Source organism: Sphingomonas sp. Leaf32 (assembly GCF_001421765.1).
Taxonomy (GTDB): Bacteria; Pseudomonadota; Alphaproteobacteria; order Sphingomonadales; family Sphingomonadaceae; genus Sphingomonas.
In genome coordinates, this window is sequence record NZ_LMLA01000014.1 from 88,917 (window position 1) to 101,866 (window position 12,950).

Here is a 12,950-nt window from a genome sequence, read left to right on the forward strand (position 1 = left end):
CCCGCGCCAGCATGTCCGATTCACCGGGTAAAGGCGACGCCCAGCCGCGCGCTCGAGCCGCGCAGCGCATAGTCGTCGATCGCCTCGCCATAGCCGGCAAAGGCCTGTCCGAAGAGGTAGATGCCGGTCCGTCCCAACGGATAGGACAGATAGAGTTCGCCCGCGCGGTGGCTGCCCACCGGATTGCGCAGCGACGCGGCGACCCGCAGGCCATCGACCTGCCCGATCGCCCCACCCAGCGACATATTGCCCCAATAGCGGTCGAGATCGCGATAGCCGGTGCCGACATAGGTCCACAGCTTCGGCGTCGCCTCGATCCGCCAGTCGCCACCGATCGGCACGACATAGCTGGCCGACGCGAAGATCCGGTTCACGTCGATCGACCCTACATCGCGCCCGTTCGAATCATGGGCATAGCCCGCCGCAGCGACGATGCGGTCGTCCACCTGCCGCTGATAATAGACTTCGGGGCTGTAGTTGGTGGAGCGGAACGGTCCCGACGACCGGTCGATCGCCCAGAACATCGTCTGGGTCCATGCCAGCCGCACCCCATCCAGCGCACCCGCGCCGTCGAACGGCCGAAAGGCGAGACTGACCTGCAGCTTCGCCCCGTCCGATCCCAGCCCGAACGCGCCATAGACCGGTGCATGGGGCTCGAACCGGTCGAGCAGCCCGGCCGTCTGCCCCGCCGCCGTCGCAACCACGGTTTCGCCACGCGGCGAGGCCGGGGCGGGCGCGGGCGCGGGCGCGGCGACCTGCACCGGGGCGATGCGGTAGCGCAGCGCACGAAAGCCCCCCGGCACGATTCGCGCGGTGACGGTATTGACGGGGACGATCCGCAGCGGGACCTGATCGGCCGTGACGACCTCCATCGCCGCCGGCACCGCCTCCGCCTCGCTGCTCCCCTCGTTCAGTACGAAGACGGTCACGCCCTTCTCGGCCGCCGCGACCGAGGCCGGCGGTTCGGCGACGATGCGCAGGTGCGGTTGGGCGGCGGTGGCGGCGAGCAGGGCGAACGCGATCATGTCGCCTGTCTGGCACCCATTTGCGACAACCGCGAGCATCGTTTGCGCTTTGCCCGCTCCCCCGCCTATCTGGAGTCCGTTCGAAGCCGCGCGTGCGTGCGCGGTTTCGGCCGGCACCGCCGAACGTGCGAACCGCTCAACACAAAGGCCCCCCATGCCCGTCACCGCCGCCGACCTGACCTTCGCCGCCCAGCTGGCCGATGCCGCCGGCGCCGCCATCCGCCCGCGGTTTCGCAGCAACTATGGGCTGGAGATCAAGGACGACGCCTCCCCCGTCACGCTGGCCGATCGCGAGGCGGAGGCGGCGATGCGCCGACTGATCGAGCGCGAACGCCCGTCGGACGGTATCCAGGGGGAGGAATATGGCGTGTCCGAGGGGAGCAGCGGCCGCGTCTGGGTGCTCGACCCGATCGACGGCACGCGGTCGTTCATCGCCGGGCGACCGATCTTCGGCACGTTGATCGCGCTGGTCGAGGATGGCTGGCCGGTGCTGGGCGTCATCGACCAGCCGATCATCGGCGAACGCTGGATCGGTGCGGTCGGGCGCGGCACCACCTTCAACGGGCAACCGACGCAGACCCGCCGCTGCCGCGATCTTGCCGACGCGCTGCTGGCGACGACCAGCCCGGCGCTGTTCGACGACGGGCAGTTGCACGGGTTCGAACATGTCGAGGCGAAGGTGCGCTCCACCGTGCTGGGCGGCGACTGCTATTCCTATGGCACGCTCGCCTCGGGCCATATCGACCTGGTGGTCGAGGCGGGGTTGAAGCTGCACGACTTCGCCGCGCTGGTGCCCGTCGTCGAAGGCGCCGGGGGCACGATGAGCGACTGGTCGGGCGACCCGCTCCATGCCGGCAGCATCGGCGAGGTGATCGCGCTGGGCGACCCCGCCCGGCTGGAGGATGTCGTCGAGCTGCTCGGCTGTCGCGGTCGCTGACGATTTTCTTCGCAACCGGGGGCGGGCCGCATCGTTGAGGATGCACGACCCCGCCAGCGAAGGATCACGTCATGGGACTGTTTTCAAAAGATATTGCGACGCTGGACGATCTGTTCGTCCACCAGTTGCAGGACATCTATTATGCCGAGAACCAGATTCTGAAGGCCCTGCCCAAGATGATCGCCAAGGCGACCGACCCCGAACTGAAAGCGGGGTTCGAGCAGCATCTGGGTGAAACCGAAGGGCAGATCCGTCGGCTGGAACAGGTGTTCGCCCTGCACGGCGCGACCAAGAAGGCGGTCACCTGCCCGGCAATCGACGGCATCATCAAGGAAGCGAACGAGGTCGCGGGCGAGATCGCCGACAAGAAGGTGCTGGACGCCGCGCTCATCGCCTCGGCCCAGGCGGTCGAGCATTATGAAATCACGCGCTACGGCACGCTGATCGCCTGGGCACGGCAGCTCGGTCGCGAGGATTGCGCCGCGCTGCTCGCCGAGACACTGGCCGAGGAACGTGCCACCGACGAAAAACTGACGTCGATGGCCGAACACAAGGTCAATGCGCAGGCCGAACTGGCCGATATCTGAATGGGACGGGGGCGGCCCAAGCGTCGCCCCCGTCTATTCCGGACGACTGGTCAGGATCGGACGGCCATTGCTGGGGCAGACCGGCATTCCCATCAGGCCGCAGCGCGGCGTGCCCTGCCGCAATCCGTCCGCCTTGTGATCGAACGCCGGCGTATCGTCGTCATCCAGCCGATACCGGTCGTTCTTTCGTTCGGGGCAGCCCAGCGCACGGGGGGTCACCACGCAATTGACGGGATCGACGACGCCCAGCTTCGGCGTCGCGGGCGCCGCCTGTGCCATGAGCAGCAGCAGTGATACGAACATCGGCGCGTTCCCCCTGAAAGATCGTTCGTCCCGAACGCCTTGTGCGGGCTTTGGTTGCTATCGCGCCAACGGTCGCGCGCGTCCGATGGTGCCGCCCTTGCGGGTCGAGCCCGTCACCCCGACAAAGCCACAGCCTTGCAGGAACGCCGCCGTCCCACAGGATGGCTGCGGCACTGCCAGCAATCGCTCGCGCTCGCCCAGCGCGTCGACCGCCTTGGGATCACCCTCGGCCGGCGGGGTGGTCAGCGGGACGCGGAAGCGGTCGGCGCGGCGCGCGGCGCACACCACGATCTCGTCCGGATCGGCATCGGTGCGGCACGGCTGCACGACCTGCGTCTGCCCCCGTGCCCGCGCGATCATCGCCGCCACGGCGCCCCCGTCCTGCGCCATCACCGCCAGCAGCATCCACGCCGTCATGCCCATGCCTTTCGCAACCGATACGCCGGGTTATCCACAACATGGCTTGCCCGACAAGGGCAGGTCGCCTATCGCCGCGTTTAATCCGTTTAACGGCCGGGAGCTTCGTCCAATGCAGCCTGTCAGCAACACCCTCGATCGCGTCCTCGTCCTCGAAATGGTGCGGGTCACCGAAGCGGCGGCGATCGCCGCGTCGACGCTGGTCGGGCGGGGCGACGAAAAGGCCGCCGACGCCGCCGCCGTCGAGGCGATGCGCGCCGCGCTGAACGAACTCTACATGGACGGCACCGTGGTCATCGGCGAGGGCGAGCGCGACGAGGCGCCGATGCTGTTCATCGGCGAGAAGGTAGGGCTGGGCAAGGGACCCGAGATCGACATCGCGCTCGACCCGCTGGAGGGCACCACGATCTGCGCCACCGCCGGTCCCAACAGCCTGGCGGTACTGGCGATCGCCGAAAAGGGCGGCCTGCTGAACGCGCCCGACGTGTATATGGACAAGATCGCGTGCGGTCCGGGCTATCCGGCCGGGACGATCGATCTCGACAAATCGCCGACCGAGAACGTCAAGGCGGTGGCCAAGGCCAAGGGCGTCGATCCGCACGACATCATCGTCTGCGTCCTCAACCGTCCGCGCCACGAAGCGATGATCGCCGAACTGCGCGCGGTCGGCTGCGGCGTGATGCTGATCGGCGACGGCGACGTCGCGGGCGTGATCGCGACCAGCGATCCCGACACCACCATCGACCTGTATATGGGCCAGGGCGGCGCGCCGGAGGGGGTGCTGGCCGCCGCCGCGCTGCGCTGCACCGGCGGGCAGTTCAAGGGGCGGCTGGTCTTCCGCAACGACGACGAGCGCGCGCGCGCCGCCAAATGGGGCGTGACCGACCTCGACAAGCAGTATGACCTGACCGAACTGGCACGTGGCGACTGCATCTTCGCGGCGACCGGCGTGACCGACGGATCGCTGCTCAAGGGCGTGAAGCGGATGCCGGGCAAGATGACGACCGAAAGCGTCGTGATGCGTGCCAGCTCGGGCACGGTGCGCTGGGTGAAGGGCGAGCATCGGCTGTAAGGGCGGCGGCGACTCCGCCGAGGTCGTACCCCGCCTGCGCGGGGGTACGCGCATCAGGATGGTCCCGCAGCGCAACCCATGGGTTCACGCCGCGTTCAATGCGGCGATCCTAACCCCTGCCCCATGACCTGGAGACTTCCCATTCGCCCCCTCGCGCTCGCGTTCGCCCTTGCCGCCCCCGTCGCCCTGCACGCGCAGGCACCACAGAACGACCTCGCCTCGGTCCAGCGGCATCTGGCGGCGACGCAGACGATGACCGCGAATTTCTCGCAGACCGATCGCAACGGCCGGGTGCTGACCGGGCAACTCACACTGAAGAAGCCGGGCAAGATCCGGTTCCAGTATGAAAAGGGCGTGCCGATACTGCTCGTATCGGACGGCAAGTCACTCTATTTCCTAGACTATCAGGTCGGACAGAAGCAGCGCTGGCCGATCGGCAACTCGCCGCTGGGCATCCTGCTGAACCCGGAGCGGGACGCATCGAAGTTCGCGCGGGTCGTGCCGTCGAACGATCCGCGCATCGTCAGTGTCGAGGCTTACGATCCCAAGCGTCCGGAATATGGCCGGATCACGATGATCTTCGCGCGACAGGCATCCGCCCCCGCCGGGCTGATGCTGCAGGGCTGGGTTGCGCTCGACGCGCAGGCGAATCGGACGACGGTGCGGCTCACCAACCAGCAGTTCAACGTGGCCGTCGCCGACAACGCCTTCCGCTTCAACGAACCGCGCCGCGCCCGGCGCTGATCGGGAACGTCCATGGTCGCGAATTCCAAGAGATACGGATGACGTTCATCCTGGCGACAGGTTTGCGATCCTATTGCTGATTTCGCGGTGTTGGAGCGCGTCCGGGATTTTCCCCCCTGTTGCCCGGGTCTCCAATGCCCGCCTGCGTGACCAACGCTAGGTCGGCCCTCGCTCCATGCCCCCGGAGCGAGGGCCTTTCCGTTTCATGGCCCGGATCAACCGGTTTCACCATCTGGCGCCGCCGCGTCTGCGGCGATACAGGCGTGACCATGGACACGCTTTCGGTCGCTTCGTGGAACATCAATTCCGTCCGCTTCCGCATGGATATCGTCGAGAAGTTCCTGCGCGAGGCGCGGCCCGACGTCCTGTGCCTGCAGGAAACGAAGGTCGTGAACCAGGATTTCCCGCACGATCCGCTCCGCCGGCTGGGCTACACCCATATCGCGATCAACGGCCAGCGGATGCACCACGGCGTCGCCGTCGTGTCGAAGGTGCCGCTGGCCGAGGATGACCGGCTCGACTGGCAGGCCAATGGCGAGGCGCGGCATATCGGCGTGCGGCTGGCCAACGGCCTCAGGATCGAGAATGTCTACATCCCGGCGGGCGGCGACGTGCCCGACCGCACGGTGAACCCGAAATTCGGGCAGAAGCTGGATTTCATCGAACGCATGACCCAGTGGTCGGCGGGACTGTCGGGCATCCCCACCCTGCTGGTCGGCGACTTCAACATCGCGCCGCTGGAAAGCGACGTATGGAGCCACAAGCAGCTGCTCGACGTGGTCAGCCATACCCCCGTGGAGGTAGCGGCGCTGGCCCGGTTGCAGGCGGCGAACGACTGGGTCGATCTGGGGCGGCAGTTCGTGCCGGCCCCGCAGCGGCTGTTCACCTGGTGGAGCTACCGCGCCAAGGACTGGGCGGCATCCGATCGCGGTCGGCGGCTCGACCATATGTGGGCCAGCCGCGACGTTGCGGCGAGGGCGACGGCGCACCGCGTGCACGAGGATGCGCGCAGCTGGCTCAAACCCAGCGACCATATCCCGATCGTGACCGAGTTCGCGTTTTGAGCGAGACCCGCGACGTTGCCCGCGCGATCGACGCGCTGCGGCGCGGCTGGGCGATCGCGATCCATGCACCGGGCGAGCCGCCGCTGACGCTGTTGCCGATCGAGACGGCGGACGCCGAACGGCTGGCGCGGTTCGATCCGGACCGCCAGGCGCATGTCCTGCTGTCGTTCGGCCGGGCGGAGACGCTGCGCATCGTCAACCAGCGCGCCGCCGCCGAACCCGACCAGCCGGTGTCGATCCGGCGGGAGGCGTGGACCGACTTCGCCGCCGCGACCGCGCTGGCCGACCCACAACTCGACCTCGCCACGCCGATGAAGGGGCCGTTTCGCGGTATCGAATCGCCCGCGCCCGTGGCCGCCGCCGCCGCGCTGCGGCTGGCGCGGGTGGCCGGGCTGCTGCCCGCCTTCTTCGCGGGTGGCACCGGCGCGGAGGTGACCATCACCCCGGCGGCGATCGATGCGCATGAGGATGCGAGCCGGCTGTCCATCGTCGCCCGGGCAAAGCTGCCGGTCGCCGGAGCCGAGCAGAGCGAGATCGTCGCCTTCCGCACGCCCGATGCCGCCGGCGAGCATGTCGCGCTGCTCGTCGGCCAGCCCGACGGACGGCCGCCGCTGGTCCGGCTGCACAGCGAATGCCTGACCGGCGATGTGCTGGGCAGCCTGAAATGCGATTGCGGGCCGCAGCTCCACGCCGCGATCCATGCCATCGCCCATGCGAACTGGGGCATCCTGCTGTATCTGCGGCAGGAAGGGCGCGGGATCGGGCTGGTCAACAAGCTGCGCGCCTATGCGTTGCAGGACCAAGGGTTCGATACGGTCGACGCCAATACCCGGCTGGGCTTCGCGATCGACGCCCGCGATTTCGGGGTGGCAGGGCGGATGCTGTCGCTACTGGGGCAACGCCAAATCCGGCTGCTGACCAACAATCCGGCCAAGGTCGCCGGGCTGGAAGCAACCGGGATCACCGTGATCGAACGGGTCGCCCACCATTTGCCGCCCAACCCGCATAACGAACGCTATCTCGCGACCAAGCGCGACCGTACCGGGCATCAGTTCTAGGGTCGCCCCACCTGCGGGGAACCGTCGCCCCGGCGCAGGCTGGAGCCTCCAACGTTTGCCAAGGCCGATTCGACATCCAGCCACGCCCGGTGTCGGTCCTGATCGACGCCTCTCCGTCACCCCGGACCTGTTCCGGGGTGACGATAGACCGGTGAATATCGATCGGCCATAGTAAGCGCTACCGACTCTCCGACTGGAGATAGGCGATCAGGTCGGCCCGCTCCATCGGGTCGCGCACTCCGACAAAGGCCATGCGCGTCCCCGGCACCGCCCGCGCCGGCGCCGCGAGCCACGCGTCCATCCGCGCGGCGTCCCACCGCCCGCCATGGTCGATCAGCGCCTGGGTATAGCCGAAGCGCGGGTTGCTCGCGACGCCGCGTCCCATGATGTCGTGAAGGTTGGGACCGGCCAGCGACTGCCCACCCACGCCGATCGTGTGGCAGGCGGCACATTGGCCGAAGGCGCGACGCCCCGCCCCAACATCGGCGACGCGCAGCAATGCCGTCAGGTCGGGGTTCGGCCCGGCGCTACGCAATCGTCCGGCGCGATCGGCATCCCCGCCGCCGCACCCGGCAAGCAGCAGGCACGCCCCGGTCAACGCCAGTCGCATCAGCGGTTCCGGCGCAGCGTTTCCCACGCGATCCGCTGCAGCGCCGTCGCCTGTCTACCGGTCAGGCCGAGATCGGCGGCCGAACGCTCCTTCGCACCCAGCCGGCGGACGTCATAACCGGTCACCCGACCGAAGATCGTCAGCGCCTCCAGATAATAGCCCGCGCTGCTGCCGTGATACCGATCGTCGGCCCACAGCCCGAGCTTGTCCGGATCGATCCCGTCATAGGGGTTGGCGTCAGCGATTCCGGTGGCGATCGCCCGGTTCCACGCCGATCCCACCGGAATCGTGCCCGCTATGCCGGGGGTGGTCCGCACGACGCGCCGGTTCGCCGCCGCCAGGTCCTGCGCCATCGTCGCGATCGGCTTGCCCGACCAGCGGCTGCCGGGGCGATAGGTCAGGTCGGCGCGCGACCAGGTTTCGACCAGCTTTACCTGCGCCCGGGGGTTGCGCGCATGGATCAGCGCGGCGAGCTGTCCCGCCGCGATGCCGTGCCGCGTCGGGTCGCCGGGGTTCTGCGCATCCAGCGTCGAATAGCCCTGCAGGATCACCACGTCCCAGCGCCGGTCGATCGCAGCGCGCTTGTTGGCGTAATGGAACGCCAGATCCTTGCCCGGCGAGGTTTCGAGCGAGACGGTCCAGTCCAGCCTCGCCTGTTCGGCAAAGCTGCGGAACAGGGCGGGCACGCCCCCGATCCCTTCGTGGTTCAGGTCGGTGACGCTGTCGGGGCGATAGCGCTCGACCGGCGATCCCGCGCCGAAGGTGAAGCTGTTGCCGACGAACAGGATGTCGCGCGCCGTGGCGGGCGCGACGATGAGGAGCAGGGCGGCGAAGCCGGTCAGGAAACGAACCATGGCGTCGCTATACCGGATCACCGCCGGACCGCCCACCCCGCCATCAGGCAGCGGCGGCGGCGGCGAACTCGCCGCGCAGATCCTCGATCGTCGCGGTCAGGTGGCGTGTCAGCATGGCGTGGACCGCCCCGGCATCGCGCGCCAGCCACGCCTCCAGCAGCGCGCGATGTTCGTCCTGCGCACGGGTACCGCGACCGGCGGGCCGCAGATGGGCGACGACATAGCGTTCGGCGAGCACCGACAGCCGCTGCACCAGTTCGATGGTCAGGTCGCGCCCCGCCGCCGCGACCAGCGCGGCATGAAAGGCGCGGTTGCGTGCCGCCGCGTCGAGCAGGTCGCTGTCCGCCGCATCCTGCAGCCGGTCGAACGCCTCGATCGCCGCCGCGCGATACGGATCGTCGGCATGGCGCGCGGCATAGGCCGCCGCGCTCGGCTCCACCGCGATGCGCAGTTCGTAGATTTCCTCGGCCTGCGACGCCGACATCGGGCGAACGGTGTAGCCGCGATTGGCCTGTCCCGCGACCAGCCCTTCCTGTTCCAGCCGGGCCAGTGCCTCGCGCAGCGGAATCTTGCTGACACCCAGTTCGCTGGCCAGCGCATCCTGCCGGATCGGCATGGTCTCCGCCAGCGCGCCGCTCACGATCCGTTCCCGGACGATTTCGAACACGCGATCGGACAGGGTTCGAACGACGATGGTCACACTGCATTCCTTGTGCGAGCCGGTCCGTTGCCGGATCACGGAGAAAGATCACCCGTCACCGGGTCATTCGAAAGTAGTACATATTCAAAAAATACTAGTGCAAGCAATCCCTTCATGACAGCGGTTACCCAAAAGGGCTGTTCGCATCGATTGCACGATTGGACGCAGGACGACTTGTCGCCGGTCGGACGGCATGGAACGGTTGCCGTCGATGGTTGCATTCCGCCGGTCGATCCTGTTCCTGTCCCTGCTGGTGTCCGCCTGTGTCGGGGGCGAACGCCGCGACGCCCCGCCACCGCCGCGCCCAGTCGCACAGCGCCCGTCCGGCCCGGTGACGCTGCCGGGACCGACATCCCGCGACACCCAGCAATGCTTCGCCGATCTGTCCAGGGCGGAGGTGCGCTTCAGCCCCTTGCCCGACCGCGATTACGGGTCGGGCTGCGTCGTGCTGGGCGCGGTGCAGCTGCTCGACATCGGCGTGCCGGTCGCGGGGCTGAAGGCGATACGCTGTCCCGCCGCCCGCGCGCTGGTCGGCTGGGTCCGCTACGGGGTGGGTCCGGCGGCGCGGCAGATATTGGGCAGCGAGGTGGTGAAGATCGACAGCTATGGCACCTATGTCTGTCGCGGCATCATCGGCGGCGGTCCGCGATCGGCCGGGCGGGTATCGGAACATGGCCTTGCCAATGCGATCGACATCGGCGGCTTCACGTTGGCCGATGGGCGGCGGATCGTGCTGGAGCGCGACTGGAACAGCGACGATCCGCAAATCCGCGAATTCCTGCGCGTCGTGCATCGTTCGGCCTGCAAGCGTTTCGTCACGACGCTCGGCCCCGATTATAATGCCGCGCACCGCAATCACTTCCATTTCGACATGGGCGGACGGCCGCTCTGTCGCTGATGTGCCGCTGACGCATCCCGCTTGCCGGTTTTCGCGGGCGTGCTTACAACCCTGTCACCTATGACCGATACAAAAGTACCGTCCCGCGTGTTCCGTGGGGCCAAGCAGGAAGCCGAAGCGGCCCGCGCGCAGCTGTCGACCCCCCAGACCGAACACCCCGCCTATCGACTGGCGTTTCAGGACATGGAGTTCCTGTTGCGCGAGGATCTGCGGCCGGTGCGGTTCCAGCTCGAACTGCTCAAGCCCTCGCTGCTGCTCGACGAGGCGAACATCGCCTCGACCTTCGTCATCTATGGCTCGGCGCGCATTCCGGAACCGGAAAAGGCCGACATGCTGCTGGACCTGGCGCAGGACGACAGGTCGCGCGCCATCGCCGAGCGGATCGTCGCCAAGTCGCGTTACTACGACGTGGCGCGCGAACTGGCGTTCAACGCCAGCCAGTTTCCCAATGACGTCAACGGCAAGCGCCACTTCGTCGTGTGTTCGGGCGGTGGCCCGTCGATCATGGAAGCCGCCAATCGCGGTGCCAACGAAGCCGGTGCCGAATCGATCGGGCTGAACATCGTCCTGCCGCACGAACAGGCCCCCAACCCGTACGTCACCCCGGCGCTGTCGATGCAGTTCCACTATTTCGCACTGCGCAAGATGCACTTCCTGCTGCGCGCCCGCGCGGTGGCGGTGTTCCCCGGCGGCTTCGGCACGTTCGACGAGAGCTTCGAACTGCTGACGCTGATCCAGACCGGCAAGATCGAACCGATCCCGGTGCTGTTCTACGGCCGGGAGTTCTGGGAACGGGTCGTCAACTGGGACGCGCTGGTCGAAGAAGGCGTGATCTCGGAGCGCGACCTCGACCTCATCACCTTCGTCGAAACGGCGGAGGAAGGGTGGAACGTGGTCAAGAAGTTCTACGAGGATCGGAAGTAGGGCGCGGTCGCGGATAACCGCCCCTCGCCTCTTCCTTCGTCATCCCGGCGCAGGCCGGGATCCACCGTGCCGCTGGACCCGAACCCTTCGGCGCTTATGGAACCTTGGATCCCGGCCTGCGCCGGGATGACGAAAGGCCTTGTGGCGGAGCCGTGAGGGATAGGACGACTACCGCGCTAGCGCCTCGGCGATCAGCTTGCGGGTGTTCTCGATGCCGTAGAGCGCGATGAAGCTGCCCATGCGCGGTCCCTGGGGCGTGCCGAGCAGCGTTTCGTAGCACGCCTTGAACCAGTCGCGCAGCGACTCGAACCCGGCGGTCTTGCCGATCTCGTACACCGCGTTCTGGATGTCCTCGGGCGTAGCATCCGCCGGCATCGCCGCCAGATCGTCGTCGAGCCGTTCCAGCGCGGCGCGTTCGATCTCGGTCGGCGCGCGGCGCACCGGCTTGTCGGCGACGTCGCGGACATAGGCCAGCGCATGGTCGATCAGCGCATCGAGCGCCGGATAGCGCTCGGCGCAAGCATCCTCGACATAGTTGGCGAGATAGCCCCACACCTGCGGCTTGGTCGCCTCCCCCATCACGCCGACGAGGTTGAGCAGCAGGCCGAAGGTGACCGGCAGCGTCTCGGCCGGGGGCGGGCCGCCATGGATATGGTGGACCGGATTGCCCAGCTTCTGCTCGATCGGCTGGGCGGCATAATTGCCGCGGAACTGCCAATATTCGTCGATCGCCCGTGGGATCACGCCCAGATGCAGCTGCTTGGCCTTTTTCGGTTCGCGATAGGCGTAGAAGGCCACGCTTTCGGGCGGGCCATAGGTCAGCCATTGTTCGAGGCTGAGGCCATTGCCCTTCGACTTCGAAATCTTCTGCCCATGTTCGTCGAGGAACATTTCGTAGTTGAACCCCTCGGGCGGACGCGCACCCAGCACGCGGGCGATCTTCGACGATTGGGTCACCGAATCGATCAGGTCCTTGCCCGCCATCTCGTAATCGACGCCGAGCGCCACCCAGCGCATCGCCCAGTCGACCTTCCATTGCAGCTTCGCGCCGCCCGACAGGACCGACTGTTCGACGCGGGTATCGCCGTCCATGAACGCAACCATGCCGGTATCGGCATCCAACACCTCGACCGGCACCTGCAACACGATGCCGCTGGTCGGCGAGATCGGCAGCACCGGCGAATAGGTCGCGCGGCGTTCGGCGCCCAGCGTCGGCAGCATGATGTCGAGGATCGCCTGATAGTGGCGCAGCACGCCCTTCAGCGCCTCGTCGAACGCGCCGCCGCGATAATAGTCGGTCGACGACGCGAATTCGTACTCGAAGCCATACTGGTCGAGGAAGCTGCGCAGCCGGGCATTGTTGTGCGCGGCAAAGCTTGGATGGGTACCGAACGGATCGGGGATCTCGCTCAGCGGCTTGCCGAGATGTTCGCGCAGCATATCGCCGTTCGGCACATTGTCCGGCACCTTGCGCAGGCCGTCCATATCATCCGAAAAGGCGACCAGCCGGGTCGGCTGATCCGACAATTCCATGAACGCCTTGCGCACCATCGTCGTGCGCAAAACCTCGTTGAACGTGCCGATATGCGGCAGGCCCGAGGGGCCATAGCCGGTTTCGAACAGGATCGGCGCGCCACCCGGCTTGCCGTCCGGATAGCGCTTCAACAGCTTGCGCGCCTCCTCATAGGGCCAAGCCTTTGAAACCATTGCTGCATTGCGGAGTTCTGCGTCGATCATCCGCCCCAGATACGCGGTCG

At 67.4% G+C, this 12,950-nt stretch carries 15 protein-coding genes; 8 read left to right on the forward strand and 7 right to left on the reverse strand.

The features are described 5' to 3' along the window. Nucleotides 1-20: 20 nt before the first annotated feature. Nucleotides 21-1,025 (reverse strand): phospholipase A, encoded by a 1,005-nt coding sequence (locus tag ASE83_RS17715; protein WP_055784812.1) that lies wholly within the window; start codon nt 1,023-1,025, stop codon nt 21-23. A 154-nt stretch (nt 1,026-1,179) separates the two neighbouring features. On the opposite strand from ASE83_RS17715, the gene hisN reads away from it, so the two are divergent. Together hisN and ASE83_RS17725 are read left to right on the forward strand one after the other, a co-directional pair. Further along, on the forward strand, nt 1,180-1,962 hold the full coding sequence (hisN, locus tag ASE83_RS17720; RefSeq protein ID WP_055784815.1) for a histidinol-phosphatase: 783 nt from the start codon (nt 1,180-1,182) through the stop codon (nt 1,960-1,962). Nucleotides 1,963-2,033: 71 nt separating this feature from the next. After that, a complete protein-coding gene (locus ASE83_RS17725; protein WP_055784817.1) occupies nt 2,034-2,549 on the forward strand; it encodes a YciE/YciF ferroxidase family protein in 516 nt (171 codons plus the stop codon). Nucleotides 2,550-2,582: 33 nt separating this feature from the next. Here the strand turns inward: ASE83_RS17725 and ASE83_RS17730 are convergent, their stop codons facing one another. After that, a complete protein-coding gene (locus ASE83_RS17730; RefSeq protein ID WP_055784821.1) occupies nt 2,583-2,852 on the reverse strand; it encodes a hypothetical protein in 270 nt (89 codons plus the stop codon). Between the two features lie 57 nt (nt 2,853-2,909). After that, on the reverse strand, nt 2,910-3,269 hold the full coding sequence (locus tag ASE83_RS17735) for a hypothetical protein (RefSeq protein ID WP_156353291.1): 360 nt from the start codon (nt 3,267-3,269) through the stop codon (nt 2,910-2,912). A gap of 112 nt (nt 3,270-3,381) precedes the next feature. Here ASE83_RS17735 and glpX point away from each other — a divergent pair, with 112 nt between their 5' ends. From glpX to ribA, 4 genes are all read left to right on the forward strand, one after another. Beyond that, entirely contained in the window at nt 3,382-4,341 is a 960-nt protein-coding gene (gene glpX, locus ASE83_RS17740; RefSeq protein ID WP_055784827.1) for a class II fructose-bisphosphatase, read from the forward strand. Between the two features lie 123 nt (nt 4,342-4,464). Beyond that, the gene (locus ASE83_RS17745) at nt 4,465-5,085 is read left to right on the forward strand and encodes a LolA family protein (protein ID WP_055784829.1); all 621 of its coding nucleotides are present in this window, start codon (nt 4,465-4,467) and stop codon (nt 5,083-5,085) included. 269 nt (nt 5,086-5,354) lie between these two features. Next, the gene (locus tag ASE83_RS19015; RefSeq protein WP_055784831.1) at nt 5,355-6,149 is read left to right on the forward strand and encodes an exodeoxyribonuclease III; all 795 of its coding nucleotides are present in this window, start codon (nt 5,355-5,357) and stop codon (nt 6,147-6,149) included. After that, nucleotides 6,146-7,207 carry a GTP cyclohydrolase II gene (ribA, locus tag ASE83_RS17755; RefSeq protein WP_055784833.1) on the forward strand — a complete coding sequence of 354 codons (1,062 nt, stop codon included), beginning with the start codon at nt 6,146-6,148 and terminating at the stop codon, nt 7,205-7,207. Before ASE83_RS19015 ends, ribA begins: the two co-directional genes overlap by 4 nt. A 178-nt stretch (nt 7,208-7,385) precedes the next feature. Here ribA and ASE83_RS17760 read toward each other — a convergent pair whose 3' ends face one another. From ASE83_RS17760 to ASE83_RS17770, 3 genes are read right to left on the reverse strand one after another with little or no spacing between them, the layout of a single operon-like run. Further along, on the reverse strand, nt 7,386-7,817 hold the full coding sequence (locus ASE83_RS17760; protein WP_055784835.1) for a c-type cytochrome: 432 nt from the start codon (nt 7,815-7,817) through the stop codon (nt 7,386-7,388). Further along, on the reverse strand, nt 7,817-8,692 hold the full coding sequence (locus ASE83_RS17765; protein WP_235515998.1) for a DUF4886 domain-containing protein: 876 nt from the start codon (nt 8,690-8,692) through the stop codon (nt 7,817-7,819). Before ASE83_RS17765 ends, ASE83_RS17760 begins: the two co-directional genes overlap by 1 nt. A 22-nt stretch (nt 8,693-8,714) precedes the next feature. Then, nucleotides 8,715-9,371 (reverse strand): GntR family transcriptional regulator, encoded by a 657-nt coding sequence (locus tag ASE83_RS17770; protein WP_055784965.1) that lies wholly within the window; start codon nt 9,369-9,371, stop codon nt 8,715-8,717. A 193-nt stretch (nt 9,372-9,564) separates the two neighbouring features. Between ASE83_RS17770 and ASE83_RS17775 the strand changes: the two genes are divergently transcribed. Together ASE83_RS17775 and ASE83_RS17780 are read left to right on the forward strand one after the other, a co-directional pair. Further along, the gene (locus tag ASE83_RS17775) at nt 9,565-10,269 is read left to right on the forward strand and encodes an extensin family protein (protein WP_235513074.1); all 705 of its coding nucleotides are present in this window, start codon (nt 9,565-9,567) and stop codon (nt 10,267-10,269) included. 60 nt (nt 10,270-10,329) lie between these two features. Then, nucleotides 10,330-11,193 carry a TIGR00730 family Rossman fold protein gene (locus ASE83_RS17780; RefSeq protein WP_055784838.1) on the forward strand — a complete coding sequence of 288 codons (864 nt, stop codon included), beginning with the start codon at nt 10,330-10,332 and terminating at the stop codon, nt 11,191-11,193. Nucleotides 11,194-11,361: 168 nt separating this feature from the next. Here the strand turns inward: ASE83_RS17780 and ASE83_RS17785 are convergent, their stop codons facing one another. After that, nucleotides 11,362-12,930: a lysine--tRNA ligase gene (locus ASE83_RS17785; RefSeq protein WP_055784841.1), complete on the reverse strand. Its 1,569-nt coding sequence runs from the start codon at nt 12,928-12,930 to the stop codon at nt 11,362-11,364. Nucleotides 12,931-12,950: the final 20 nt, after the last annotated feature.